The following is a 26,146-nucleotide window of genomic DNA, read 5'->3' on the forward strand; positions in this document are numbered from 1 at the left end:
AAGCGGGATCCACATCCGGGATTCAGGTCCAGAATTCGTCTGCCTTGGCCGTGTCCTCGAAGAATTCCCGGCCCTCTACGACCTTTCCGTCGCGGAGTACAAAGGAAATGGCAGTTGCAATATCCAGGGTTTTTCCATCGTTTTCTGCGCGGCTTTGCTGGAGCCCGATGGTGTGGCTTTCTCCACCGACGATGTCCTGGACCGCGGCTTGGAAGGTACCCTGGGAACGTGCTCCCAGCTCGCCGAAATAGGCCAGAATGGCGTCGCGTCCTTGCTTAGTGCCGGACAGCACGCCATTCCCAGCTGCGTACCAGACTGCGTCCTCAGCGAACAACTCGCTGAGTGCCGCCAGATCACCCGTGTTAAAGGCCTCATATCCCCGCCGGACCAATTCGGCGTTTTCTGTAGCTCCCATGTTCGGATACCTCTCCGTCATCCTCGTAGGTCAATGGGACGGCTTAAGGCTATTCCTGGGCAGGGTGCCTGTCGATGGGAAAGGGCTTGAGTTGGGCGACCACGCGAACGCCCGCCGCCGGCGATTCGGTGGCAAGCTTGACCACAAGGGGCCGCACCTGGATGGAGGGTAAGCCGTGATTGATACCGCTGAAGCCGTTCTTCACGACGGCACGACGATTCCCATCGCCATCCACGGAAACGGACGCGCCCTGATGGTTCCGGCCCGTTTCGCCCCTTATCCGCCGGAGGAAGCCGAAACGATGCGCCGGTGGGGCGCAGATCCGGATCTGGGACCCAATCTTGTGAACGGACTCGCGCGATCCCACCGCGTCATCGTCGCCGATTATGAAAGCCACCGGATGGCCCACCCCGCGCCAGACACCCTTACTCCACGGAATGTCACGGCTGATCTCCTTGCCATCGCCGATGCCGCTGATGCCGGCAGCTTCGCCTATTACGGCTACTCCTGGCTGGCACTTTGCGGCTTGCAACTCGCAATCCGCACTGACCGGCTCTGGGCGCTGGTGATGGGCGGCTTCCCACCCCTCGATGGACCCTACGAGAGCATGTTGGCGGTCACGCGAGCAGCACATTCCATGTCCACACAATCTGCCGACGTCGTTCCTTCACCGACCGCCGACGTTGAGCCTGGAGACTGGGATTCGGTGCCCGTTCAAACGAACAAAGCACAAACCCGACAATTCGTCACTCTCTACGAGGCCCTTCAAGACTTCGACGATTCCGCCGCCGAAGTCCAGCCGGGTTTGCCCCGCCTTGCCTTCGCAGGATCGGACGATCTGATCGATTACGGCCCGGCATGGGGCAACGTTCATGTAAAGATCGGCGAGCCCCTGACGACACACAAGCAAGAACTCATTGACTCCGGGTGGGATGTCCACGTGCTTCCTGGCCTTGATCACATCGGAGCGATGCGTAGCTCCGTCGTCTTGCCGCTCCTGACGGACTGGCTCCGGAAGGTCGGCTAGGCTGCGCCCTCTTGAGACAGGTCCGGGCCGGTGGGACGATGAAGCGGTGAATCCCTTCCTCGAATTCGTCAGCCACAACTGGTGGCTGATCTTTCCGCTGAGCGGATTGGCTGGCGGGTGGGCGCGGTCCTGGTCCAGGGCCAGCGAAAGGCGGCACCGCCGTCGGGTGGAGCTCTATCAGCTCAAGAACCGCGCGGCGGAAGCGGAGCACGCCAGCCAGGCCGAGGTGGTGCGGCTGCAAGAAGCACACGACGCCGTGAACAGGCGATGGCTCGAATACGAACTCGACATCGCTAAGCTCATCGATTTTCCGGTCATGTCCGATGTCCGCGAACCGCTCACCGTGGAATTTCTTCGGGCCAAGCGGGATGCTGACGGTCTGCGTCCGGCAACTCCGGGAGAAATCACGACGGCGGCCCGGCTGGCTGAGTATCGCGCGGCCGTCCGGAGCTTCGAGCTGGCGTTCGATGTGGCGGAACGGGAAGCCAAGCGCATCAAGGACAGCAACTTCACCGAGCCCGAGCGCCAGCGGCTGGCGACCGCCAGGAAGCTGCTGAGGATCGCTTCTGACAGTGCAGCGACGCCGGCGGAGCGACAGACCGCCTACAAGCGCGCCCGGCGCGAATTGGATGGGCTGATTGTCCTGCCCGAAGCGACCATCGCCGCCCTGGAAGAGAAGATCGCTGGAATACTCGACGCCCCAAAGGCTCCGGACTTCCATCAAAGCTGAGAGGAACCGATCTCAGTGTTTCAAGCGATGGATGATCACATACTTGTGGTGCTTCCGGTGTCGAGTCTTGGAACGACGTGGAGTCAGACCTAGAGGGGGTAACCCAAGGGCTTTCCGCCTGGCTGAGAGCCGAATATTTGCGTAAATCAGGAAGAAGATGAAGCCCAGCGATGGGATGAGCAGCACGAATATCCACGGTAAATTGCCCACGGCGCGCCTCCTATGCTCAGTCTCCGACCCGGCACAGCCGTCGTCAAGATTGCGCTATTAAGTGGTGGACGCCGCGTCGGCTGAGACAAAGGGCTATCCACGGGACCATGCTAGGCGTAGCTTTTTTCTCATCCCGGCACGTCTAACTTGGCCCGCAGCCGGTACCTACCAGGAGGTCATCATGGACAACCTATTCGGACGCGGCGGACTTGGAGTACCGGAGCCGCTCCGACGCTTCCTTCAAGGCGAATCCGACCCTTCGCTCCGCATCGAGCAGTACCAAGAGGGGGACACGCTCGTTGTCAGGGTGGATCTGCCTGGAATCGACCCCGAGACCGACGTCGATATCAGCATTGCGGACGACACCCTGCGTATCGAGGCGCGGCGCGAAGAGGATGCCGAACGCGTGGACAAGAAGGGCTACCGCACCGAGCTCCGTTACGGCGAACGGTCCCGAAGCATCCCTTTACCCCGCGGAGTGAGCCAAGACGGCATCGTCGCGACGTATGAGGATGGCGTCCTGGAAATCCGCATCCAGCTCCCCGAACTGTCAGAGCCGCAGACCACGAAGATCCGCGTTGTCCGTACGGGTGGCCGCGAAGCGAATCAGTCTCCGGAGGAGCCGGGGAACTAGCCCGGCCGAGGACGCGGGCCTAAGGGCCTCCGTCCCGCCCGTTGAGTCGCCGCACTTTCTGAAGCAGGCGGGCCGGTCCTTTGCCTTGGGGCGCAGGCGCCTCCGGGGCCGTATCGGGCATTGCGAAGACAGCGATGACTGTGAGCGCGGCGCTCACGAGCACGGCAAGAAACACTGCAGCAGACGCCAAGACAACCGCCTGCGAATTCTTCCCGCCACCGGGGCTGCCGGCGTAGATCGCATTAGCCACGGCGCCGAAAACGGCGACGCCAAGAGAACTGCCGATGGATCGCGCAAAAAGGTTGGTGCCCGTCACCACTCCGCGCTCGTGCCATTCGACGCTGGACTGGGCGGCGATCAGGCTCGGGGTTGCCAGAAGCCCGAGCCCAAGTCCCGCGACAAAGCAGCTGCCCGCGACGAGCACCAGGTTCGGTGTGTAGGCCGTCACGGCGAGGGCCGCCGAACCGATGAGGGTGACGGTGATCCCGATCAACGCTGTTGCCCGGAAGCCGATCCGTAGATAGAAACGGCCCGACTGAGAAGCACTGATGGGCCAGCCGATGGTCAAGGCTGCCAATGACAGGCCCGCAGCCAATGGCGACACCGAAAGCGCACCTTGAAGGAAGGTCGGAACGTAAGAAGTGAGGCCAAGCACGATTGCTCCGGCCCCGAAGGAGATCAGGGCGGTCGTGGCGAGAAGGCGCCTCGAAACCACCCACGGCGGAAGGACGGGCTCAGCTGCTCGTCGCTCGACCAGGACGAAGGCAACGAGTAACACTGCACCAAGGGCGAACACCGCGATGCTGATCGGAGAATCCCAGGCCCATGCCTGTCCACCCTCCAAAGCCCCGAGGATGGTCAAGGTCAACGTGACCGTGAGAAGGACGGCTCCCAGATAGTCGACGTGGTGCTTTACCCGTTCGATGTTCTCCTGGAATTTTTGAACCAGCATCCACGCCGCCACGAGGCACAGCGGAATGTTGACCAGGAAGATTCCGCGCCACACTCCAAGCGAAGCGAACACGCCGCCCAGTGTTGGGCCGACAACCGACGAGGTGGCCCACACGCTGGCCAGGTAGCCTTGCACCTTTGCACGCTCGGCGAGGGTGTAGATATCGCCGGCGATGGTAATGGCCACCGGGAGGACCGCGCCGGCACCCAAGCCCTGAACCACGCGGAAGGCAATGAGCGCAGGCATGCTCCACGCCAAGCCGCAGAGGATCGATCCGATCAGGAAGAGTCCAATCCCGGTGAGAATGATCGGCTTGCGACCTGCCATGTCGGAAAGTTTCGCGTACACCGGAACGGAAACGGCCTGTGCGAGCAGGTAGGCGGAGAAAAGCCACGGGAACGAGGCAAACCCGCCGATTTCATGCACAATCGAAGGCACCGCAGTCGCCACAATGGTGGCATCGATCGCGACAAGGCCGCTCGAGAGCATCAGGGCTATGAGTATCGGGCCCCGCTTGGATCGGAAGCCTACGCCGTCGCTTTCAGTTGCCATCTCCGGGCCTGTCTTTCCCCTATGCCGCGGCGTATCCTAATTACGTTCCCGGCACCGGCACCGGCCTCGGCCGGCATTCTTGTCTGCACCCACCATATTTCCCTGCACCCACTTAGTTAGGCGCCATCCATGGAGATGAACATCAGGGACCACTGGGACATGCTCAGCCCCGAAACGCGGCATTGGCTAATCGACAACCCTGGATGCGTGGTCTTGCCGCGGACCCTCACGGAGATACTCCATAAGGAAACCGGCATCACCCCGGATGCCGACCAGCACAGCCAGGTCAGCCTCTCCCCCGAGGATCTGAGGTTCCTCCGGGCCAAGTCTGAAGAAAACACGGTCCGGCCGACGTAATCGATGCCAGGGCACTCGACTGCGTCAGTCGTCGTCGTCATCCGCTGGCACCGGTGGTTTGGCCGCCTCGCGTAGCGGTCCCACTGCGCCGTCCGCGCCGTAGTCCCCCTCCGCGTACTGGCCGATTTCCGACTCTGCTGTGCGCCCCGGAACTGTTCCTGCGTCACCGAGGTCGGCTTTTGCGTAGCGCCCGGATTCCTTGGCTTTCCCACCCAAGGGTTCGGGCAAGCCGCCTTGGCTGCCCGCCGCTCCGTAGTCTCCTTCGCTGTATTGGCCTTCTTCGTCTTCGGAGTGCCGCCCGGGTTCCGTTCCCGTCTTGCCGTACCCCCCCTCGACGTAACGGCCCCTGAGTTCCGGTTCCTCGCGAGCTCCGCTTGTCTCATCTTCAGTGGGTTCTTCGACGCCGCTGCTGTCGGACATGATCTTGCCTTTCCCGCAACCAACCTTGCGTCTCTTCGGCGCCCCTTAAGTTTATCGAGGGGTTTTGCGGCACAACAGGGCGCTGGACCTAGGGACTCTGAAGTGCCAATTTTGGTTCGTAGCTTTCGAGCCCGACGCTTGCCCTCACGAGTGCCCGCAGTTCCGCCAATCTTCCGTTGATGGCTCCTGCCGCCCGGGCCTGGATCAGGACGTTTCCGAGGGCCGTGGCTTCCACGGGGCCGGCGACAACCGTCTTGCCGGTGGCATCGGCGGTGAGCTGGCACAACAGCCTGTTTTGCGAGCCGCCGCCCACGATGTGGACCACTGACGTCCGCTTTCCGGACAGTTCTTCGGCGCGCGCCAGGGTCCTGGCGTAGGCGGCGGCGAGGCTGTCCAGGATGCAGCGCACGACGGCGGCCGGCCGGTCCGGGAGGACGGCACCGCCGGCGCGGACCGCGGATCTGATCCGTTCGGGCATGTTGTCCGGGGCGATGAACGCGGGATCGTCGGCGTTGATCTGGGGGCCGCCGGCGGGAAGTGCCGCCGCGGACTCCAGGAGCGCCGTGAGTTCCTGCCGGTGCCCTTCGGCCGCCCACGTGCGTTGGCATTCGCTGAGCAGCCACAGGCCGCCCACGTTGCGCAGGTACCTGATGGTGCCGTCGACGCCGCGTTCGTTGGTGAAGTTGGCCAAGCGGCTTGACTCGTCCAGGACCGGGCTGTCCAGCTCAACGCCCACGAGGGACCAGGTGCCGGAGGAAATGTAGGCGAAGTCTTCCTGCCGGGCCGGAACGGCCGCCACGGCCGAGGCGGTGTCGTGCGATCCCACGGCAACCACCGCAGTCTCCGCGGGCAACCCTGTCCGGGCCGCGATCTCCGGCAGCAGCGTGCCTACGGTTTCGCCCGGCTGGATAATGGCCGGGAACAGGTTTTTGGGCAGGCCGAGTGCCCTGAAGAATTCGGTGGCCCACTCCCCCGTGACGGCGTCGAAAAGCCCGGTGGTGGAAGCATTCGTGGCCTCGGTACGGCGTTGCCCCGTCAGTTTGAACGCAATAAGGTCCGGAATCAACAGAGCCTGGACGCCGCGCAGTTCACGCTCCGTGGCGAGCTGGTAGATGGTATTGAACTGCAGGAACTGCAGACCCGTGGTGGCATAGAGCCGCGCCGGGTCCAGGACCTTGTGGACGTCCGCGACGGCGGTGCGGCCGCGCTCGTCGCGGTAGCTGAACGGCTGGGTCCGCAGGACACCGGAGGCATCCACGAGTCCGTAGTCGACGGCCCACGTGTCGATCCCGATACTGGCAATCCGATCCCCGCTTGCGGCGGCCGTTTCGGCGGCCGCCGCAAGTCCCGTGAGCACCTCACCGAACAGGGCGTCGAAGTCCCAGTGGAGTCCGCCGTCGAGCTCCACGACGCCGTTGGGGAAACGGTGCACCGTTTCCAGCGAGACCGTTTTTCCGGACGCGGGCCCGCCGGTGACCCGGCCGAGCATGACGCGCCCCGAGGACGCTCCGATATCGACGGCGGCGAAAACGCCGGCGCCGGCCTCCTTCCCGCTCATCGGAGGAAGGCTGCTGCGACGCCCGCGTCGACCGGGATGTGCAGGCCGGTGGTGTGCGAGAGTTCGTTGCTGGTGAGCACGGCGGCGGCGTTGGCCACGTGCTCGGGAAGGACTTCGCGTTTGAGCAGGGTGCGTTGGGCGTAGTACTTGCCCAGTTCCTGCTCGTCGACGCCGTAGACGGCGGCGCGTTTGGCGCCCCAGCCGCCGGCGAAGATGCCCGAGCCGCGGACCACGCCGTCGGGGTTGATGCCGTTGACGCGGATGCCGTGTTCGCCCAGTTCCGCGGCGAGGAGCCTGACCTGGTGGGCCTGGTCGGCCTTGGTGGCGGAGTAGGCGATGTTGTTCGGGCCCGCGAACACTGAGTTCTTGGAGGAAATGTAGACGATGTCCCCGCCGAGGCCCTGGTCGATCATGACCTTCGCCGCGGCCTTGGAGACCAGGAACGAGCCCTTGGCCATGACGTTGTGCTGCAGGTCCCAGTCCTTCTCCGTGGTTTCCAGCAAGGGTTTGGAGATCGACAGGCCTGCGTTGTTGACCACCAGGTCCAGCCCGCCGAAGGCCAGGACGGCTTCCTGGATGGCGCCAGCGATCTGGGCTTCGTCGGTGACGTCTGCCTGCACGCCGATGGCGACGTCGTCACCGCCGAGTTCGGCCGCGACGGCCTGGGCGTTGTCCAGGTTGAGGTCCGCGATGACCACGCAGGCGCCTTCCGCGGCGAGGCGGGTGGCGATCGCCTTGCCGATGCCCGACGCCGCGCCTGTCACCAATGCGATGCGCGTGGCGTGGGACTTGGGCTTGGGCATCCGGGCGAGTTTGGCTTCCTCGAGGGCCCAGTATTCGATCCGGAACTTCTCGGCTTCCTCGATCGGGGCGTAGGAGGAGATGGCCTCGGCTCCGCGCATCACGTTGATCGCGTTGAGGTAGAACTCTCCGGCGACCCGTGCGGTCTGCTTGTCCTTGCCGTAGGAGAACATTCCGACGCCGGGGACCAGGACGATGGCCGGGTCCGCGCCGCGCAGGGCGGGGCTGTCTTCCTGGGCGTGGCGGTCGTAGTAGGCCTGGTAATCCTCGCGGTACGCGGCGTGGAGTTCTGTCAGGCGTGCGGTGCTCTCCTGGATGCCGGCGTCGGCGGGCAGGTCCAGGACGAGGGGCTTGACCTTGGTGCGCAGGAAGTGGTCCGGGCAGGAGGTGCCCAGCGCCCCGAGGCGGGGATGCTCGGTGCCTTCGAGGAATTCCAGGACCCGCGGGTCGTCGCTGAAGTGGCCTACCTGCGGTTTGTCGGCCGAGGCGAGGCCGCGGATCACGGGAGCCAGGGCGGCCGCTTTGGCGCGTCGCTCGGCTTCCGGGAGCGCACCGTAGCCGGGGAGTTTGGCGCCGAAGGGCTCGGCTTTGCCGTTCTGGGCGATGTAGCGTTCGGCCTGCTCGATGATCCAGAGGGAGTTGGCTTCGGCTTCCTCGCTGGTGGCGCCCCAGGCGGTGATGCCGTGTCCGCCCAGGATGGTGCCGATGGCCTGCGGGTTGGCTTCCTTGATCGCGGCGATGTCCAGTCCCAGTTGGAAACCGGGGCGGCGCCAGGGCACCCACACGACCTTCTCGCCGAAGACCTTGGAAGTCAGCGCTTCGCCGTCCACCGCCGTCGCGATCGCGATGCCGGAGTCCGGGTGCAGGTGGTCCACGTGCGCGGCGTCCACGAGCCCGTGCATCGCGGTGTCGATCGACGGCGCGGCGCCGCCCTTGCCGTGCAGGCAGTAATCGAAGGCGGCCACCATGTCGTCTTCGCGCTCGACGCCGGGGTAAACGGCCTTCAGTGCCTGCAGCCGGTCCAGCCGCAAAACCGCCAGGTTGTCCGCCTTCAGGGTTCCCAGGTCACCGCCGGAACCCTTGACCCACAACAGCTCGACGTCCTCCCCGGTCACCGGGTCCTGTGCCGTGCCCTTGGCCGAGGTGTTCCCTCCGGCGAAGTTGGTGTTCCTTTTGTCCGCGCCCAGGCGGTTGGAACGGGCGATCAGTTCTTCAACAGTCTTGTTGGTTGTGTTCTGCATATTCATGCCTAAGCGCCCCATCCGGCTTGCTGGCCGCCCACGCGGTCCTCGTTGATCTTCTTCTGGTAGCCACTGGCCTTGAACGCGGTCATCGGGTCCGCGGGCAGGCCGCGCGATTCACGCCACTCAGCCAGGACCGGCCGGACATCCGTGTAGAAAGCGTCGTTGAAAATGCCGTTCGCGGCAAGGACGTCGCCTTCACGCTGCGCTTCGGTGAGCGCGTCCGTGTCGATGAGCAGTGCCCGGGCCGTCATTTCCTGGACGTTGAGCACGGAGCGGATCTGGCCCGGGATCTTCTCCTCCAAGTTGTGGCACTGGTCCAGCATCAAGGCCACGCCCGAATCCTTTCCGAAGCCCCCGCCGCGGATGACTTCGTGCATGATGCGGAACAACTGGAAAGGATCCGCGGCACCGACAATCAGGTCATCGTCCGCATAGAAGCGCGAGTTGAAGTCGAAGGAGCCCAGCTTGCCCAGGCGCAACAACTGCATCACGATGAACTCGATGTTGGTTCCCGGGGCATGGTGGCCGGTATCCAGGCACACGAAGGCCTTCTCCCCCAGAGCCAGCGTCTGGGCATAGGAGGTACCCCAGTCCGGAACGTCCGTGTGGTAGAAAGCCGGCTCGAAGAACTTGTACTCCAGCACCAGGCGCTGGTTTCCGCCCAGTCCCGCGTAGATCTCCTGGAGGGATTCCGCGAGGCGGTCCTGCCGGCCGCGCATGTCATCCTGGCCAGGGTAGTTGGTGCCGTCCGCCAGCCAGACCTTCAGGTCCCGGGAACCCGTGGCGTGCATGATCTCGATGCACTCCAGGTGATGATCGATCGCCCGGCGGCGCACCGCGGCGTCGGAGGACGTCAGGGAGCCGTACTTGTATTCGTCGTCCTGGAACGTGTTGGAGTTGATGGTCCCCAGCCCGACGCCAAGGTCCGCCGCGTACCCGCGGAGGGCGGAGTAATCGTCCACCTTGTCCCACGGGATGTGCAGTGCCACAGTCGGTGCAAGACCCGTCAGCTCGTGGACTTTCGCGGCGTCAGCCAGCTTCTCCTGGATGGTCCGCGGGGTGCCGGGCGTACCGAACACCTTGAATCGCGTGCCCGAATTGCCGTAGGCCCAGGACGGGACCTCGATGGCCAATTCGCCGAGGCGGCCGAGGGCCGCTTCCGTCGTGTTCATGGTTTTTCCTTCTGTTGCCTGTGCGTCGTCTTCGAACAGCAGTGCGTTTCTTTTGAATCAATTCCGTCTTGAATCGTTTCATTCAAGAGCCTACTCACACGGTAGGGCCTGCTTCCATGGCGTGTCAACAGTCAATCCCGGAGATCGCCGATCGAACCACGTAATATTGATCAAGCGGTTTGATTCGATTCATCAATTGGGAGGTAGAGAGTGCCAAGCGGCCCGGGAGCAAAGCTGACTGACGTCGCCGCCCTTGCCAGAGTTTCGGTCGGCACAGTTTCGAATGTCCTCAACCGTCCGGACCAAGTCTCGTTCGACAAGAGGACCCGCGTTCTTGCCGCCATCGAAGAGCTGGGATTCGTGCGCAACGAATCAGCCCGCTCACTGCGGTCCGGCTCCACCAGGAGCCTCGGCATGTTGGTGCTGGACGTGCGAAACCCCTTCTTCACCGATGTCGCTTTGGGCGCTGAAAACGTCGCCGAAGACCACAAGCACTCCCTGATACTGGCCAACAGCGCCGAAGACGCCGGCCGCGAGGAGGCCTATCTGGACCTCTTCGAGCAGCAGCGGGTCCAAGGCGTCCTCATCACGCCGTTCGGACAAGTTCTTCAACGGCTGGAAAGAATGCGCGACCGGGGTATCCCTTCTGTACTCGTCGACAGGCTCGCAAGCACGGATCAGTTCTGCTCGGTTTCGGTGGACGACGTCGCCGGCGGCGCCACTGCCCTGGAGCATCTCGTCAGCGTCGGCTCGGTACGCCCTGCATTCGTCGGCGGCCCCTTCACCCTGCAGCAGGTCGAGGACCGATACCGGGGTGCCGCCGACGCGGCCGCACGTGCCGGGGTCCCGCTTCAACTATTCGAAACGCCCGACCTGAAATTCGAACGCGGCCGCCGGATTGGAGATCTCATCGGGAATCTCCAACCTGACAAGCGCCCGGACGCCGTGTTTGCCGCCAACGATCAATTAGCCCTAGGGCTTTTGCAATCCTTCGCCGCGAACGGGCTCCACGTGCCCGAGGACATCGCCATCGTCGGGTTCGACGACATCGATTTCGCCTCCCAGTCGAGCATCCCACTCAGCTCCATCAGTCAACCGAGGCAGCTGATCGGCGAGCGTGCCGCCCAACTCCTGTTCGACGAAATCGACGCCGAACCCGGCCACGTACATAGCCAAGTGGTGTTCACGCCGGAGCTCGTGGCGCGGCAGAGCACCCTGCGCCGCTAAGCGGAACCCTTCGATCCGGCCGTCGGCACCAGATCGCCCTTTTCGGATGAAATGAGCGATATGTAAGTCTCCAGTTGGGACCGAAGCTGATCCGCCGAGTGATGTTCCGGCGTCAGCGTGGCCGTGATCTGGGCACCGAGCGCAAACGTCATGATCCCGCCGACGATGTCGTCGTCGTTGAGACCTTCTTTCAGTTCGCCGAGTTCCCTGGCTTCACGGAGCTTGTCGAACAGGGCGTCACGCCATTGCTCCATCGAGGAATCATGCAAGGCGGCCTTCGCCGGGTCCGTCAGCGCGCGCTGCCAGAAGGCGATCGCGATTCGCGCTTCGTTTAGCCGCTCGGCGTCGAGCGGCAATATTTCATGGCAGTAGCTGCGCAACGCCGACAGTCCCCGCAGGCCGGCGGTGGAGTCGCTCATGCGGCTATTCGTCTGGTTGAAGACGTGGCCGAAAGCAAACGTCAAGAGATCGTCTTTCGTCGGGAAGTACGGCTTGAGCGCACCGTTGGCAAAGCCCGCTTCCGTTGCTATCTCGCGCATCGTGGCACCCTCGATCCCCCGGCTGGCGATGATCCGCCACGTGGCTTCGACCAGCTCCACCCGGCGCTTGTCGTGGTCTACGATCTTCGGCACTATTTCCCCAAATCTTTTTTCTACAACCGTTGTGACTCAGATTACACGATGCTATTCTCTACACACATAGAAAATAAACCGCCACTCACAAAGGCCTTCCATGAGCACAACCTCCTCTCCAGAAATCGCCGACATGGCTGAGATTGCCGGACTGTCTCCGTATGCCTTGACCAGTGCCGAAGACATCACGGCCGTCAGGGGCATTTTGGCCGACGCCGGGCTCTTCGACGGATCCATCCGGATCGCCTACCTTGGCCTCCTTGATCCCCCTCGCGATTCAGGAGCGGGCGAAACGGAGACTCCGGACCGCAGGTTCAGGGCGTTCCTGCACAACGTCTTGAGCGGTGCGGCACAGGACGTCGTGGTCTCCGTGACACACCAGGAAGTCGTCTCGAAGGTAGATCTTGACACCTCGGTGACGGGCGAGCTTCCGGTCATCGAAGAAGAATTCGAGGTGGTCGAAGAGATCCTCGCCCAGGACGAGCGGTGGCTCAAGGCCTTGGCTGACCGGAACCTCGACGTCAGCAAAGTCAGGGTCGCTCCCCTTTCGGCCGGCGTCTTCGAGTACCCCGAGGAGAAAGGCCGCCGGATTCTGCGCGGCTTGGCATTCGTCCAGGAGTTCCCCGAGGACAGCGCCTGGGCCCACCCCGTGGATGGGCTGGTTGCCTACGTTGATGTCGTCAGCAAGACGGTGGACCAGGTCCTGGATTTCGGCGCCGTCCCGGTGCCGGCAGAACATGGCAACTTTACGGACCCGGAGCTGACCGGACCGATGCGCACCACGCAGAAGCCGATCCACATCACCCAGCCGGAAGGTCCGAGCTTCACCGTCCACAATGGAAACCATGTCGAGTGGGAGAAGTGGAGCCTGGACATCGGCTTCGATGTCCGGGAAGGCGTCGTTCTGCACAATGTAGCGTTCGACGACGTCGATCGCCGTCGCAGCATCCTCAAGCGGGCTTCCATCGCCGAAATGGTGGTGCCATACGGCGACCCCTCACCCGTGCGCTCCTGGCAGAACTACTTCGATACCGGCGAATACCTCGTGGGCCAATACGCCAACTCGCTCGAGCTCGGCTGCGATTGCCTCGGCGAAATCACCTACCTCAGCCCGGTAGTCAGTGACGCGTTCGGCCGGCCACGGGAAATCCGAAACGGAATATGCATGCACGAAGAGGATTGGAGCATCCTCGCCAAGCACAGCGACCTCTGGAGCGGCGTGAACTACACCCGCCGGAACCGCAGGCTCGTCATCAGCTTCTTCACGACTATCGGCAACTACGACTACGGCTTCTACTGGTACCTCTACCTTGACGGCACCATCGAGTTCGAAGCCAAGGCCACCGGCGTCGTCTTCACGAGCGCCCACCCCGGAAAGGGCTACCCGTACGCCTCGGAGCTCGCACCGGGCCTTGCGGCGCCCTTCCACCAGCACCTCTTCAGCGCCCGGCTGGACTTCGCCATCGACGGCTTGAGCAACAGGGTCGAGGAAGAGGACGCCGTCCGGGTACCGATGGGAGAAGGCAACGAACGGGGCAACGCCTTCGCCCGCCGTCGGACGGTGCTTAAGAGCGAGTCGGAGGCCGTGCGCGAGTCTGACATGGCGGCGGGACGGGCCTGGATCATCTCCAATCCCGACTCACTCAACCGCCTGGGCGACCCCGTGGGATACAAGCTCCACGGACAAGGCCATCCCATGCTCCTCGCCGATCCCCAATCGTCCATCGCCCAACGCGCAGCCTTCGCCACGAAGGACCTATGGGTGACCCGCTATGACGAGAACGAGCGCTACCCCAGCGGCGACTTCGTCAACCAGCACTCCGGAGGAGCCGGACTGCCGGCCTACATCGCCCGCGATAGGGACATCGACGGACAAGACATCGTCGTATGGCACACCTTCGGGCTGACCCACTTCCCCCGCCCCGAGGACTGGCCGATCATGCCCGTCGACACGGTGGGATTCAAACTCCGCCCCGAAGGTTTCTTCGACCGGAGCCCCGTCCTCGACGTTCCGCCGTCGAAACCCGCCTCAGGCGGCCACTGCCACATGGAGGCCCAGAAATGAGTTTAACAACCGGGAAAGAGACCACTGAGGTGGGCCAACCTCATCATCATCGACGTCGTCTCGGCGTCCCTGCGGTGACCTTCATGATCATCGCCGCCTCGGCTCCGCTCACTGTCCTCGCCGGCGGCGTGACGACGACGTTTGCCGTCACCGGAGTCACTGGCGTGCCGCTGTCCTTCCTGCTGCTCGGCGGAACCCTCGCCGTGTTCGCCGTCGGCTACGCGGCCATGAGCCGGTACGTCGTCAACGCCGGCGCCTTCTATTCCTACGTGGCGCAGGGCATCTCCCGGCCGGTCGGCGTCGGGGTTTCCATGGTGGCCCTGATGGCCTACAACTTGATGCAAGTCGGCATCTACGGCCTCTTCGGCTTCACCGTCTCAAGCCTGATCAACGAACGCTTCGGCATCACCGTCCCGTGGTGGATTCCGGTGCTTGTCTGCATCGCCGTCGTCGCATTCCTCGGCGTGAACCGCGTGGACCTGTCAGCGAAGGTCCTCGGGGTGCTCGTCGGCCTGGAGTTTCTCGTGGTGATTGTCTACGACGTCGTCTGCTTTGCCGTGGCCCCCGAGGGAGTCAGCGGAGCCCCGCTCAGCACGCAGAGCCTTTTTGTGCCGGGCGTCGGGGCGGTCCTCTCCTTCGGCATCGCGGCGTTCATGGGATTCGAATCGGCCGCGATCTACGGCGAGGAAAGCAAGGACCCCAAGCACACCGTAGCCCGGGCTACATATACCGCGGTGGCCATCATCGCCTTGTTCTACGCCGTTTCCTCCTGGGCCATGGCGGTCGGAACCGGACCGTCCGCAGTGGTGGACGCTTCCGCGAAACAAGGACCGGACCTGATGTTCGGTTTCCTCAGCGACCACGCCGGCGTACTTCTCGCCGATCTGGCCCGCCTGCTCTTCGTCACCAGCCTCTTCGCAGCTCTCGTCAGCTTCCACAATGCCGCAGCCCGCTATTTCTTCTCCCTGGGCCGGGAACAAGTCCTGCCGCGCAAGCTGGGCGCAGTACGGCGGCACAGCGGCGCCCCCTACGCCGGGTCGATCGCCCAGACGGTGATCGCCGTCGTGGTCACGGTGGCTTTCGCCATCGCGGGGACCGGATCATCGCTGGGCGACCTCTACCCTGTCCTGACCATGTTCACGTGGCTGACGAACGACGGCGCCATGGGACTTGTCCTCTTGATGACCGTTGTCTCGCTGGCGGTCATTGGGTTCTTCCGCAAGAACAGGCATGACGCTGGAATCTGGACCCGCCTGATCGCCCCTGCCCTGGGGTTCGTGCTCCTTGCGGCGATCTTCGTGCTGATCGTGGTCAACTTCAACGTACTGCTCGGCCAAAACGAGACCAATGCGCTGACGCTCGTCCTGCCTGCCACGATCATCGTGCCCGGGCTGGTGGGGATCGCCTGGGCGTTCCGCCTCCGCCGGAGCAACCCGGCCGTGTATCGGCGGATCGGTCACGGCGAGGAGGGGCCGGCGGCCGTCCATCTCGGCGACGAAGACGCCGTGTAGCGCCGGGACTGATGATCGGTGAACACCATGCACACCACCCTTTCGATCGTCATGCTCGCTTGCTGTGCCCTCGGAATCTGGAGCCCGATGCGTGAAGGATTGGTCAGGAACCTTAGCCAGTGGGGGCCGATGGCACTCATGCTCATTGCGATGGCGGACACAACCGTCGGGCCAGGCATTGTGCCGGGCGTCGTGTGGGGCCTTCTCCTGCTCCTCACGTCCCCTCTTCCGCTGGTGCTCTTGCCCAAGGATCGCCGGGGCGGCATGGAAATACACCGCTCCTTGTCCATGGTGGCCATGTTCGCCATTTTCGTCACAACCCTTCCCACTGTCCCGTCAAGTTCTGTACACCAAGCACATGCGCATTCAGGACTTGGTGGAGCGAATCCGGCCCTGGCAGTTGCCCTCGCGGCAGCGGTCATCGCCTACTCAATCGCCCTGGCCGCCCGAACCCTTCGACCAAATGGCCGCGGACACCGTCGTCACGCGTCTGCATCGCTTGAGGCGATCTCTTCGGCGGGCGCCTTGGGCGCCATGATCCTGATGGCCGTCTGACCGCAAGTGCCTTGTCCATAGAAACCATTACCAACTCAGAGTGGAGTAAACCCTTGGAAAGCTACGACGCCCTCCTCGCTTCAATCACCCCGACCACCGGCGAAAGCCGGACCATTATCGACCCCGCCACGGGCACCGTTGTCGGCGAGGCCCCGGTTCACACGGTCGACGACCTCGAACGCGCGGTCGCCGCCGCCCAGGTAGCCCAACCAGCGTGGGCCGCTCTGGGCCACGACGTCCGCTCCGCCGCGCTCCTCAGGGCGGCAGACGCCGTCGAACGCTCCGCCGAGGAACTTGCCCGCCTGCTCTCCCGCGAGCAAGGCAAACCGCTCAACGGCCCCAACGCCCGCTTCGAAGTCGGCGCCTGCGCGGCCTGGCTCCGCGCCACCGCCGCCACCCCGCTCGAGGTGGAAACCGTCGTCGACGACGGCGAAACCCGCGCCGAACTCCACTACCGGCCCATCGGCGTCGTCGGCGCGATCGGCCCCTGGAACTGGCCCATGATGATCACCATCTGGCAGATCGCCCCCGCCCTCCGGATGGGCAACGCCGTCGTCGTCAAACCCTCCGAATACACACCCCTGTCCGTGATGGCCCTGGCCGCCGTGATCAACGAAGAACTCCCCGAAGGCCTCCTCACGGTGGTCTCCGGCGGCCGGGACGTCGGCGCCCGGCTCGCCGAACACCCGGCGATCGGCAAGGTCATGTTCACCGGATCCACCGCCACCGGCAAAGCCATCATCCGCTCCAGCGCGGACACGGTAAAGCGCCTCACCCTCGAACTCGGCGGCAACGACGCCGGCATCGTCCTGCCCGATGCAGACCCCAAAGCCATCGCCGAAGGACTCTTCTGGGGTGCCTTCATCAACACCGGCCAGACCTGCGCCGCACTCAAGCGCCTCTACGTCCACGACTCCCTCTATGAAGCAGTGTGCACCGAGCTTGCTGCCATTGCCGCCGCGATGCCCATGGGGGTTGGCTTAGACGAGGCGAACGTGCTGGGACCGCTGCAGAACCGGCAGCAGTACGACATCGTCGCGGAGCTCGTGGATGCCGCCCGCGATTCCGGCGCCCGCATCCTGCTCGGCGGCAACCCCGACGACGGCCAGCCCGGCAACTTCTACCCCACCACCCTCGTAGCCGACATCGACAACAGCAACCCCCTCGTCGCCGAGGAACAGTTCGGCCCGGCCCTGCCCATCATCCGCTACGGCACCGTGGACGAGGCCGTCGCCATGGCGAACGCGCTCGACGTCGGACTCGGCGCCTCCGTCTGGTCCTCCGACCTGGACGCTGCCCGTGACGTTGCCGCCCGCCTTGAGGCCGGAACCGTATGGATCAACAAACATGGCAACGTCGACCCGCGGGTCCCCTTCGGCGGCGCCAAGCAATCCGGCTATGGCCTGGAATTCGGCGTCGAAGGCCTCAAAGCCCTCGGGGTCCCCCAGGTGATCAACGGCTGACCCAACTGACTAGCAGTTGTTGTCGTTTTGAAGCCCCAGAACGACAACAACTGTCAGCTAGTTGGGGCGTGCCGCCGTCGCCTCTGAATCTCGACGTAGACGGTGACAAGGAGCAGGACAACCACTGCGAGGGCCAACGCGACGGCGGCGGGAACCACAGCGCTCACCGGTATGAGCAACACGGCGATCACCACGGTCGGCACCGCCCACGGCAGCACCGCGCGCGGAGGCTGACCGTAGCGAAGCGACACGATCGCATTGCAACCATAGAAGAGGGCCAGACCTCCCCCGAGAGAAATCCCGGAACCGAAGGGCAAGTGCTCATAGGGGGCTGGAATGGCCGTCGCAATGGCCCCGGCGATTGCAGTTACCCCCAAAACCAGAAGAAACGGCATGAACAACGTGGTCTGAAGGATCCCGGCGAAATCGGACCGGGCCTGCAGCCGCTCGAGCCCTGCCGTGACTGTCCCCGTGCCGTATTGGAAGAATGCCCAGCCGAGCAGGGCAACCACGAGGAATCCGAGCGCACCGAGTAGGCCTGCGCCCGGGCCCCAATCGTCAGACACCTCGGTGACGATCGTGAAGATGGACTCGCCGAGCACAATGATGACGAACAAGCCAAGCCGCTCGGAAGCGTGCTCGATGTTGATGCCAGCGATGCCGCGGTCAGGCCAAAGGCGGGCGCTAAGAGCCATCATGCCAATCTCGACAACGATCGCGGTGGCCCACAGAACGACGGCAATGTGGAGAGGCAAGGAGGCGGAGAGGAGCCAGAGGACGGCCGTGCCGCCGTTGTAGATCCAAATCCGCCACGGAAATTCGGCCGAATTTTCACGGTGCTGGTACAGCCACAAGATCAGCAGAACCACGCGAATGGCGGCATTGGCCAGCGAAAAGGCCCAAGCACGTTCGCCAAAGGCACCGGGCGCGGCGGCGGCCATGATGCTCGCCGCCGCCATCGCCGCGAGCATCGCGACGCCCAGAGCCCGGGATGACAAACCTGGCAGGAGGTTGACTACGGAGACAATGTTCACCCAAGCCCACCACGCCGGAAAGAAAAGCAGGACGAAGGTGCCGAACTCAGCCCATCCGGGGTCGCCGTGGATCCCGCGCGCAAGCTGCCCGACGAAAGCCACAAAGACGAGGTCGAAGAACAATTCCATCCAGTGGACGCGGCGAGGGTCACGGGCCACCTCGTGTTTCAACGCGCCAGGAACCGACGACTTATCCATCATTGACCCATGCTATTGGCTGCCGGACTTGCCGTTGCTCCAGTTCGGCCCGCGAGATAGTAGCATTCGTAATGCAGGAATACGCTGTGCGCGAGCGTCATACCGACAGGGATAGGTTGCGGGGGCAAGCAAAGTCAATGGATTCGGAACCGGTACAGCCAGAGGTAACCCCTCGATTCAGCAACACCCGGAAGCAGAATACCGAGCTTGCCGTCCAGCAACTCCGGGACGGCGGGTTCACGAACATCCAGGTGGATGAATTCCTCGAGACGCTGCACCGCATGGAGGCCGACGAGTCGATACTTGCGCCGCTGACGAATGCCCTGCTCGCGATGAACGTCTCGGTCCAGTGGCTCATGTAGGAACCGCCAGCACTCCACGACCCCGATCCGGTTAATCGGACTCGGCCTCCTGCTCGATGCGTCGGCGCTGCTCCTCGAGCTCCTTCTCGCCTTCGTCTTCAGCTTGATAAAGCTTGGAGTTGGTGATCCGGAGTTCACGCATCACGGCGTCGAGCTTCACGTGGAGGGCGGCACTGTCTCTATTCTGGGTGTTTTGGATGATGAAGACCATCAAGAAAGTCACGATGGTCGTGCCGGTATTGATGACCAACTGCCAGGTATCCGAAAATCCCAGGAGTGGTCCCGTAAACGCCCAAACAATGAGGATGATTACTGCCGCGCTGAACACCCAGGCGTGGCCGAGAACTTTGGCCACCTTGGTGGTGAACCGGGTGAAAAAATCCGGACGGGAACCGCTGTCTTCGCTCATCCAGCCATCATCCACCCACTACCGGGTTGGCACCTACCCATCCTGCAGCTCGGTGCCGTTTCGGCCCAAACGCTTTCCAACGTTGTAATCTTCAGCTAAGGACGGTCGCTGACGTGCGCGGAAGAAGGAAAAGTGGCAATTACCATGCGGGATGTGGCCCAGGCGGCCGATGTGTCTATCAAAACCGTATCGAACGTCATCAATGACCATCCAAACATCAAAGCCGAGACCCGCGAGCGGGTTTTGCTGGCCATCGAGAAACTCGGCTATCAGCCGAATCTCTCGGCCCGGGGCTTGCGGTCCGGACGCACGGATGTCATCAGCCTCATCATCCCGGATCTGAAGAATGCCTACTTTGCCGAGCTCGCCGATGCCGTCATGACGGCCGCCTCAAAACGCGGGAAAGTGGTGATCATCGAGCAAAGCGGAGGCTCCCGGACGCGCGAGCTGGAGATCCTGCATGGCCCCCGGATGCGAATGGTCGATGGCGTCCTGTACAGCGTGCTCGGCCTGAGCCAGGAAGACGCAGGCCTCATCGAGATTCCGACTCCCATGGTCCTCCTGGGTGAGCGGATCTTTCACGGCCCCACGGACCACGTGACCATGCAAAACATCGAGGCTTCGCAGGCAGCTACCGACCACCTCCTCCAACGCGGACGAACGAAACTACTCGCTTTTGGTGCCCACCGAAATGAAGTCATCGGTTCAGCCGGGCTTCGCTTGGAAGGTTACCGCCGCGCCTTGCAGAAGGCGGGGCTGGATTACCGGGACGAACTGGCAATCGATGTCCAGTCGTGGCACCGTTCCGACGGCGCCCAGGCAATGCGGCACGTCCTGGAGTCCGGGCTGGAGTTCGACGGCGTCGTGGCCTTCAACGACTCGATCGCCCTAGGGGCGATGCGTGTCATGCAGGATGCTGGACTGAGAATCCCTGAGGATGTGGCGATCATCGGCTTTGACGACATCGACGAAACCCGGTATTCACTCCCGACGTTGTCAACCATAGATCCGGGCCGTCGGGAGATCGCCGAGACCGCCGTCGCGATGCTCCTGGAACGAATCGACGGCGCGGCCGAAGCAACGCCTGCCCGCGAGTTTGAAGCCGAGTTCAAGGTCATCAGCCGGGAATCCACGGCGATCTAGCCCGCCGAAGACGCCGTCCGATTTCTTCTTGACATGTAAGTCCAGTCACATCATCATGGATTTACAACGATTACTTACATCGATGTAAAAGCTCGGAAATGTCTCTGTCCCCCATCCGCCGAGTCCGTCCAAGTCCCACCACCATCCATTGGCTGGAAGACGGCCTGCCCTCGCTGCTCCACCTCCGACGACGACGTCCATGCACGACCGAAGGGAAACTACGTGAACAAGAAAGCAATTGCCGCAGCAGTGTCAGCCGCTGCCCTTGCCGCCACACTGGCAGGGTGCAGTGGTGGCGCGGATGCCGCCAGTGCGGGCTCCAATACCACCAATTGCACAAACAAGATTGTGCATTCCGATGCTCCGAAGGTCTCCGTGTGGGCGTGGTACCCCAACATGGCCAAGGTCGTCGACAACTTCAACAACTCCCACTCCGATGTTCAGGTCTGCTGGACCGTGGCCGGCCAGGGTGGCCCGGAGTACGCGAAGTTCCAAACTGCCATCCAGGCCGGCAAGGGAGCCCCTGACGTGATCATGCTCGAGGCTGACCAGCTGACGGGTTTTGAATTGCAGAACGCGCTTGTGGACCTGAGCAAGTATGGCGCCGCAGACGTCAAGAAGAACTTCAGCGCGGGTTCCTGGAAGGACGTCTCGCAGGGCGATTCGGTCTACGCCATTCCGGTCGACGGCGGGCCGATGGCCATGATCTACCGTAAGGACATCCTGGACAAGTACGGCATCAAGCCGCCGACGACGTGGGCCGAGTACGAAACGGCCGCGCAGAAGGTCAAGGACGCCGGCGGGCCTGCTTTCGGAGACCTTGGCAGCAATGTCCCCGCCGCCCTGACCGCCCTCATGGCCCAAAAGGGCGCCGTTCCCTTCACCTATGACCTGGCGGACCAGAAGAACATCTCCATCCACCTCGACAGCCAGCCGGCCAAGGACGTCCTGAACTACTGGGCGGGACTCGTGAAGAAGGGCCTGGTCGCCACCCAGGACCAGTTCACCACCGACTACATTTCAGGAATGATCGGCGGCAAGTACGCCACGTACATCTCCGCCGCATGGGCTCCCGGCTACCTCACCGGGTCCGGAGTGGGTAAGGGCAACGAGAAGGGAACATTCGCTGCGGCCCCCCTCCCCCAATGGGATGCAAGCAACCCGGTCTCCGTGAACTGGGGAGGATCCACCTTTGCCGTGACCTCACAGGCCGGTGACCAGAAGCTCGCCGCCGAAGTCGCCAAGGGCCTCTACGCCGACGACGCCTCGCTGACGGACGGCTGGAAGACCCAAACGATCTTCCCGCTCAACCAGAATGTGTTGAAGTCGGACGCGTTCACCAACAACGCCGTCGACTTCTTTGGCGGACAGACCGCGAACAAGGACATCTACATACCGGCCGAAAATGCCTACAAGGGATTCAGTTACAGCCCGTTCAGCGTCTACTACTACGCGCAACTGCAGGCAGAGACGGTCAAGATCAATGCCGGCAAAGTCAGCGGGGACGAAGCAGCCAATGAGCTGCAGGGCATCATGGTGAACTACGCGAAGAGCCAAGGGTTCACAGTCAACTGACAGCTCCTCCCGTTCCGCCGGCCCCGGGTGGGCGGAACGGGGCGGAATCGATCAAGAGAAAGTTGCAGGACAGCTCATGGCAGTTCACGGGTCAACGGTGACGTCGTTGCCACACACTTCCACCCCGGACAAAGTGAATTCCGCGCCCCCGCCCGAACGCAGGACCCGCTCCCGCAGCGACAAGATGAATGCGCGGCGGGCCAGGACCGGATGGCTCTTCATCGCACCGTTCGGAATAGTTTTCGTGGCGTTCCTTCTTGCTCCGCTTGCCTACGCCCTCTACCTCAGCCTGTTCACCAAGGGCCTGGCGACAGGGACGCGGTTCAGCGGTTTGGAGAACTATCTCCGCGCCTTCTCGGATCCACAGTTCCTCAAGGGTGTGTGGTTCGTGGTCCGCTTCTCCCTGGTCCTCATCCCGGTCCAGATGGCCGTCTCCCTGGCAGCCGCCCTCGTGCTCGACCACCTCACCACCCGGCTCGCAAGGTTCTCCCGGCTCATGATCTTCCTGCCGTACGCAGTGCCGGCCGTCATTGGTGCCCTGATGTGGGGCTTTCTTTACAGTCCGACATTCGGCCCCCTCGAGCAGTTTTTCTCCCTGTTCCACGCCTCCGCGCCCTTCCTGCTCAGCCAGGACAACGTCTTCTACGGCCTTCTCAATGTTGTGACGTGGCAATGGGCCGGCTATTACATGATCATCATCTACGCGGCATTACAGGGAATCGATCCGACCCTCTACGAGGCCGCCAAGATTGATGGGGCCTCCGAAAGGCAGGTTGCGTTCCGCATCAAGATCCCCCTGGTTTCTTCGGCACTTGTGCTCATTCTCATCTTCGCGCTGATCGGGACGCTGCAGTTCTTCTCCGAGCCGCAGATCCTCGGGCCGGTAGCCAACGGCAGCATCACCCCGGATTTCACCCCGAACATCTACGCGTTCAATTTGGCCTTTGGATACGCCCAGTTCAACTACGCCTCGGCGATATCCTTCTCCCTCGGCATCGTCGTCTTCATCGCGGTGTACATCTTCATGTTCGCCACCCGCAAGAAAGGGAGCAACCTCTCATGAGTGCGCTGACAACACATCTCCCGGCCGCAACCCGGCTGTCGCGGCCCCGGCGGCGCAACGTGGTGGCTCATGCCTTTCTGGGCGTCCTGGTCCTATATTTCCTGGCTCCCATTTGGTGGCTTTTCGTCGCCAGCACGAAAGACGCCCAAGGACTTTTCGCGGGCTCGTCCGGCGCTATGTGGTTCGACAAGAATTTCAACCTGATCGCGAACATTCAGGAGCTTTTCGCCTACAACGGCGGGGAGTACGTACAGTGGCTGGGCAATTCCCTTCTCTACGCTGTCAGCGGCGGTCTGGGAGCGACCGCAATCTCGGTCCTGGCCGGTTATGGGTTTGCCAAGTACAAGTTCCGGGGCCGGAACCTTACGTTCGCACTGTTGCTCGGTGCCGTGATGGTCCCCATGACGGCGCTGGTCATCCCGACATTCATCCTGATGTCCAACCTCAAGCTGACCGATACCGTGTGGGCGGTCATCCTGCCGTCGCTGCTTAGCCCCTTCGGCGTCTACCTGATGCGGGTTTACACCGCAGAAGCGGTTCCAGACGAGCTGCTCGACGCGGCGAGGGTGGACGGAGCCGGTGAACTCCGCACCTTCTTCCAAGTCTCGTTGCCCTTGCTTCGGCCGGCGCTGGTGACCGTCCTGCTGCTTTCCGTCGTTGGGACCTGGAACAACTACTTCCTGCCCTTGGCCATGTTGTCCACGGAGAGGCTCTATCCGCTCACCGTGGGCATAGGGCTCTGGGAGCAGCTGGCTTCGTCCAACAACGGGGGCGGCCACTCGCTCTGGAGCCTGATCGTCGTCGGTTCGTTCATTTCCATCATTCCCCTCGTGGTGGCATTCCTCACCCTGCAGAAGTACTGGCAGGGCGGCCTGTCACTCGGCAGCCTCAAATAGCCCCTTGAAGCACCTCTTCATTTCCCGCTCCTTCTTACCGAAAGCAGACCATGGTTTCCGCACGCCTTACGATCGACCCACAATTCGCAGTGGGCGCAGTCAATCCCCGCCTCTTCGGTTCGTTTGTTGAACACCTTGGACGCTGTGTCTACGACGGCATCTACGAACCCGGTCACCCCAGCGCCGACGCCGACGGTTTCCGCACTGACGTGATCGAGCTCGTCAAAGAACTCGGTGTTTCCACCATCCGCTATCCGGGCGGCAACTTCGTCTCCGGGTTCCGCTGGGAGGACAGCGTTGGGCCCAAGGAACAGCGCCCCCACCGACTCGACCTCGCGTGGCACTCCACCGAAACCAACGAGATCGGCATGCACGAGTTCAGCACCTGGCTTGAGAAGGTGGGCAGCGAACTCATGCTGGCCGTCAACCTCGGCACCCGCGGCACGCTGGAAGCTTTGGACTTGTTGGAGTACTCCAACATCCGCTCCGGGACGGAGCTGTCGGACCGCCGGGCCGCTCATGGCCGGGCGGAGCCCTTTGGCGTCAAAATGTGGTGCCTCGGCAATGAGATGGATGGCCCGTGGCAGTTGGGCCATCGCTCTGCCGACGACTACGGCAAAATCGCATCGCAGACCGCGAAGGCAATGCGCCAGCTTGATCCTTCAGTTGAACTTGTGGTCTGCGGCTCATCGAGCGCCCATATGCCCACCTTCGGAGAATGGGAGCGCGTGGTACTCACCCACGCCTACGAGGACGTTGATTACATCTCCTGCCACGCCTACTACGAAGAAAAGAACGGTGACCTGGACTCGTTCCTTGCTTCCGCCACCGACATGGACCACTTCATTGAATCCGTTGTAGCGACGGCGGACCACGTCAAAGCTGTCAACGGGAGCGCCAAAACCATCAACATTTCCTTCGACGAATGGAATGTGTGGTACCTCGAACGGTTCCATAACGTGGACAAAATCGAAGGGCTGGACAACTGGCCCAAGGCGCCGCGACTGCTTGAGGACACGTACTCAGTAGCCGACGCCGTCGTCTTCGGCAACCTCCTGATCTCACTGCTTAAGCACGCCGACCGTGTCACGTCCGCCTCCCTGGCGCAGCTCGTCAACGTGATCGCTCCCATCATGACCGAACCCGGCGGTCCCGCGTGGAAACAGACCACGTTCTTCCCGTTCGCGTTGACCTCCAAACTGGCCAAGGGTGTCGCCCTGGACGTGAGGCTGGATGCGGACAAGTACAGCACTGACGCTTACGGTGCCGTCCCGCTCATCGACGCGGTCGCTACCTACGACGCGGACGCCGCTGCGACGTCGGTCTTCCTGGTCAACCGATCACGGACTGAAGAGGCAACGGTCACCATCGACCTCACGGCTCTTGACAGCGCGATCGTCCTGGATGCGCAGACGCTCTCGGACGCGGATGTATACGCCAAGAACACGCTCAACGATCCGAACCGCGTCGGGCTGCACCCGAATAAGAGTGCCGTAGTACGTGACGGCGTCGTCGAAATCACCCTGCCACCCGTCTCCTGGACGGCCCTGAACCTCGGCTGACTTTGTGAATTCGTGAGAAGGCAAGCGACATCCCGGTCCGAAGACCGGGATGTCGCTTCCACTTGCGGCACTATGGGCCGAACCCCTTTTGCCCGCCGCCGCCCGGTGGGACGATTTTGACATGAGCGAAAACGAAGACCAAAAGCTCGCGTCCCCGGCTCCCGGCCATTACCTTCCGAGGGAAAAGGGCGCTTTCGTGGAGGAATACGAACACCCGACCACCCACCAGATGCGCATCGTCGGCCAGCGGAGGACCGAAGCGGAAGCCAAGCTCGAACGCCAACAGCGCGAGGCGCGTGAGAAGTTCCACGAATAAAGAGATACGGAAAAACCCGGGTTAACGGCAACGCGCCGTTAGCCCGGGCTTCTTCTTGTTAAA

The 26,146-nt window shown here is 62.9% G+C and carries 25 protein-coding genes; 16 read left to right on the forward strand and 9 right to left on the reverse strand.

Features of this window, described 5'->3' with window-relative positions:
- Window positions 1–22: 22 nt before the first annotated feature.
- On the reverse strand, window positions 23–415 hold the full coding sequence (locus VLA65_RS08400) for a nuclear transport factor 2 family protein (protein WP_284989059.1): 393 nt from the start codon (window positions 413–415) through the stop codon (window positions 23–25).
- A gap of 175 nt (window positions 416–590) precedes the next feature.
- Between VLA65_RS08400 and VLA65_RS08405 the strand changes: the two genes are divergently transcribed.
- The 3 genes from VLA65_RS08405 (at window position 591) to VLA65_RS08415 (ending at window position 3,016) form a co-directional block, all read left to right on the forward strand.
- Window positions 591–1,442 (forward strand): alpha/beta hydrolase, encoded by an 852-nt coding sequence (locus VLA65_RS08405; RefSeq protein WP_284989061.1) that lies wholly within the window; start codon window positions 591–593, stop codon window positions 1,440–1,442.
- A 46-nt stretch (window positions 1,443–1,488) separates the two neighbouring features.
- Complete coding sequence (locus VLA65_RS08410) at window positions 1,489–2,172, forward strand: hypothetical protein (RefSeq protein ID WP_059389971.1); 684 nt, start codon at window positions 1,489–1,491, stop codon at window positions 2,170–2,172.
- Between the two features lie 391 nt (window positions 2,173–2,563).
- Window positions 2,564–3,016 (forward strand): Hsp20/alpha crystallin family protein, encoded by a 453-nt coding sequence (locus tag VLA65_RS08415; RefSeq protein ID WP_332602220.1) that lies wholly within the window; start codon window positions 2,564–2,566, stop codon window positions 3,014–3,016.
- A gap of 19 nt (window positions 3,017–3,035) precedes the next feature.
- On the opposite strand, the gene VLA65_RS08420 is transcribed toward VLA65_RS08415, so the two are convergent.
- A complete protein-coding gene (locus tag VLA65_RS08420; protein WP_059389969.1) occupies window positions 3,036–4,520 on the reverse strand; it encodes an MFS transporter in 1,485 nt (494 codons plus the stop codon).
- Window positions 4,521–4,649: 129 nt separating this feature from the next.
- On the opposite strand from VLA65_RS08420, the gene VLA65_RS08425 reads away from it, so the two are divergent.
- Window positions 4,650–4,877, forward strand: coding sequence for a hypothetical protein (locus tag VLA65_RS08425; protein ID WP_253257550.1), 228 nt, complete (start codon window positions 4,650–4,652; stop codon window positions 4,875–4,877).
- 24 nt (window positions 4,878–4,901) lie between these two features.
- On the opposite strand, the gene VLA65_RS08430 is transcribed toward VLA65_RS08425, so the two are convergent.
- The 4 genes from VLA65_RS08430 to rhaI form a co-directional block, all read right to left on the reverse strand.
- Window positions 4,902–5,297 carry a hypothetical protein gene (locus tag VLA65_RS08430; RefSeq protein ID WP_332602221.1) on the reverse strand — a complete coding sequence of 132 codons (396 nt, stop codon included), beginning with the start codon at window positions 5,295–5,297 and terminating at the stop codon, window positions 4,902–4,904.
- 88 nt (window positions 5,298–5,385) lie between these two features.
- A complete protein-coding gene (locus tag VLA65_RS08435) occupies window positions 5,386–6,855 on the reverse strand; it encodes a rhamnulokinase (RefSeq protein WP_332602222.1) in 1,470 nt (489 codons plus the stop codon).
- On the reverse strand, window positions 6,852–8,897 hold the full coding sequence (locus tag VLA65_RS08440) for a bifunctional aldolase/short-chain dehydrogenase (RefSeq protein ID WP_332602223.1): 2,046 nt from the start codon (window positions 8,895–8,897) through the stop codon (window positions 6,852–6,854). Before VLA65_RS08440 ends, VLA65_RS08435 begins: the two co-directional genes overlap by 4 nt.
- Before the next feature lie 8 nt (window positions 8,898–8,905).
- The gene (gene rhaI / locus VLA65_RS08445; RefSeq protein ID WP_307053425.1) at window positions 8,906–10,072 is read right to left on the reverse strand and encodes an L-rhamnose isomerase; all 1,167 of its coding nucleotides are present in this window, start codon (window positions 10,070–10,072) and stop codon (window positions 8,906–8,908) included.
- 210 nt (window positions 10,073–10,282) lie between these two features.
- Here rhaI and VLA65_RS08450 point away from each other — a divergent pair, with 210 nt between their 5' ends.
- Window positions 10,283–11,299: a LacI family DNA-binding transcriptional regulator gene (locus VLA65_RS08450; protein ID WP_306959904.1), complete on the forward strand. Its 1,017-nt coding sequence runs from the start codon at window positions 10,283–10,285 to the stop codon at window positions 11,297–11,299.
- Here the strand turns inward: VLA65_RS08450 and VLA65_RS08455 are convergent.
- A complete protein-coding gene (locus VLA65_RS08455; RefSeq protein ID WP_059389965.1) occupies window positions 11,296–11,931 on the reverse strand; it encodes a TetR/AcrR family transcriptional regulator in 636 nt (211 codons plus the stop codon). The two genes, VLA65_RS08450 and VLA65_RS08455, sit on opposite strands and share 4 nt — an antisense overlap.
- 133 nt (window positions 11,932–12,064) lie before the next feature.
- Between VLA65_RS08455 and VLA65_RS08460 the strand changes: the two genes are divergently transcribed.
- The 4 genes from VLA65_RS08460 to VLA65_RS08475 are packed head-to-tail and all read left to right on the forward strand — an operon-like array spanning window position 12,065 to window position 17,525.
- A complete protein-coding gene (locus VLA65_RS08460) occupies window positions 12,065–13,996 on the forward strand; it encodes a primary-amine oxidase (protein WP_332602342.1) in 1,932 nt (643 codons plus the stop codon).
- Window positions 13,993–15,507 carry an APC family permease gene (locus tag VLA65_RS08465; protein WP_332602224.1) on the forward strand — a complete coding sequence of 505 codons (1,515 nt, stop codon included), beginning with the start codon at window positions 13,993–13,995 and terminating at the stop codon, window positions 15,505–15,507. Before VLA65_RS08460 ends, VLA65_RS08465 begins: the two co-directional genes overlap by 4 nt.
- A gap of 27 nt (window positions 15,508–15,534) precedes the next feature.
- Window positions 15,535–16,062, forward strand: a complete 528-nt coding sequence (locus VLA65_RS08470) for a hypothetical protein (RefSeq protein WP_284989073.1) — start codon at window positions 15,535–15,537, stop codon at window positions 16,060–16,062.
- 53 nt (window positions 16,063–16,115) lie between these two features.
- Window positions 16,116–17,525: an aldehyde dehydrogenase family protein gene (locus VLA65_RS08475; RefSeq protein WP_332602225.1), complete on the forward strand. Its 1,410-nt coding sequence runs from the start codon at window positions 16,116–16,118 to the stop codon at window positions 17,523–17,525.
- A gap of 53 nt (window positions 17,526–17,578) precedes the next feature.
- On the opposite strand, the gene VLA65_RS08480 is transcribed toward VLA65_RS08475, so the two are convergent.
- Window positions 17,579–18,760 (reverse strand): low temperature requirement protein A, encoded by a 1,182-nt coding sequence (locus VLA65_RS08480; RefSeq protein ID WP_332602226.1) that lies wholly within the window; start codon window positions 18,758–18,760, stop codon window positions 17,579–17,581.
- Between the two features lie 134 nt (window positions 18,761–18,894).
- Between VLA65_RS08480 and VLA65_RS08485 the strand changes: the two genes are divergently transcribed.
- On the forward strand, window positions 18,895–19,119 hold the full coding sequence (locus VLA65_RS08485; RefSeq protein WP_148667708.1) for a hypothetical protein: 225 nt from the start codon (window positions 18,895–18,897) through the stop codon (window positions 19,117–19,119).
- A gap of 31 nt (window positions 19,120–19,150) precedes the next feature.
- Here VLA65_RS08485 and VLA65_RS08490 read toward each other — a convergent pair whose 3' ends face one another.
- On the reverse strand, window positions 19,151–19,528 hold the full coding sequence (locus VLA65_RS08490) for a low affinity iron permease family protein (RefSeq protein ID WP_059389959.1): 378 nt from the start codon (window positions 19,526–19,528) through the stop codon (window positions 19,151–19,153).
- 132 nt (window positions 19,529–19,660) lie between these two features.
- On the opposite strand from VLA65_RS08490, the gene VLA65_RS08495 reads away from it, so the two are divergent.
- The 6 genes from VLA65_RS08495 (at window position 19,661) to VLA65_RS08520 (ending at window position 26,083) form a co-directional block, all read left to right on the forward strand.
- Complete coding sequence (locus VLA65_RS08495) at window positions 19,661–20,671, forward strand: LacI family DNA-binding transcriptional regulator (protein ID WP_332602227.1); 1,011 nt, start codon at window positions 19,661–19,663, stop codon at window positions 20,669–20,671.
- 222 nt (window positions 20,672–20,893) lie between these two features.
- Complete coding sequence (locus tag VLA65_RS08500) at window positions 20,894–22,246, forward strand: ABC transporter substrate-binding protein (protein ID WP_332602228.1); 1,353 nt, start codon at window positions 20,894–20,896, stop codon at window positions 22,244–22,246.
- Window positions 22,247–22,322: 76 nt separating this feature from the next.
- Window positions 22,323–23,309, forward strand: a complete 987-nt coding sequence (locus VLA65_RS08505) for a carbohydrate ABC transporter permease (protein WP_084784670.1) — start codon at window positions 22,323–22,325, stop codon at window positions 23,307–23,309.
- Complete coding sequence (locus tag VLA65_RS08510; RefSeq protein ID WP_059389956.1) at window positions 23,306–24,205, forward strand: carbohydrate ABC transporter permease; 900 nt, start codon at window positions 23,306–23,308, stop codon at window positions 24,203–24,205. The genes VLA65_RS08505 and VLA65_RS08510 overlap by 4 nt, the downstream gene beginning before the upstream one ends.
- 50 nt (window positions 24,206–24,255) lie before the next feature.
- Window positions 24,256–25,767 (forward strand): arabinosylfuranosidase ArfA, encoded by a 1,512-nt coding sequence (gene arfA / locus VLA65_RS08515; protein WP_332602229.1) that lies wholly within the window; start codon window positions 24,256–24,258, stop codon window positions 25,765–25,767.
- Between the two features lie 121 nt (window positions 25,768–25,888).
- Window positions 25,889–26,083 carry a hypothetical protein gene (locus VLA65_RS08520; RefSeq protein WP_148667707.1) on the forward strand — a complete coding sequence of 65 codons (195 nt, stop codon included), beginning with the start codon at window positions 25,889–25,891 and terminating at the stop codon, window positions 26,081–26,083.
- Window positions 26,084–26,146: the final 63 nt, after the last annotated feature.

Origin of the sequence: Arthrobacter sp. S2(2024), from assembly GCF_036662515.1 — a bacterium.
Classification (GTDB): domain Bacteria; phylum Actinomycetota; class Actinomycetes; order Actinomycetales; family Micrococcaceae; genus Arthrobacter.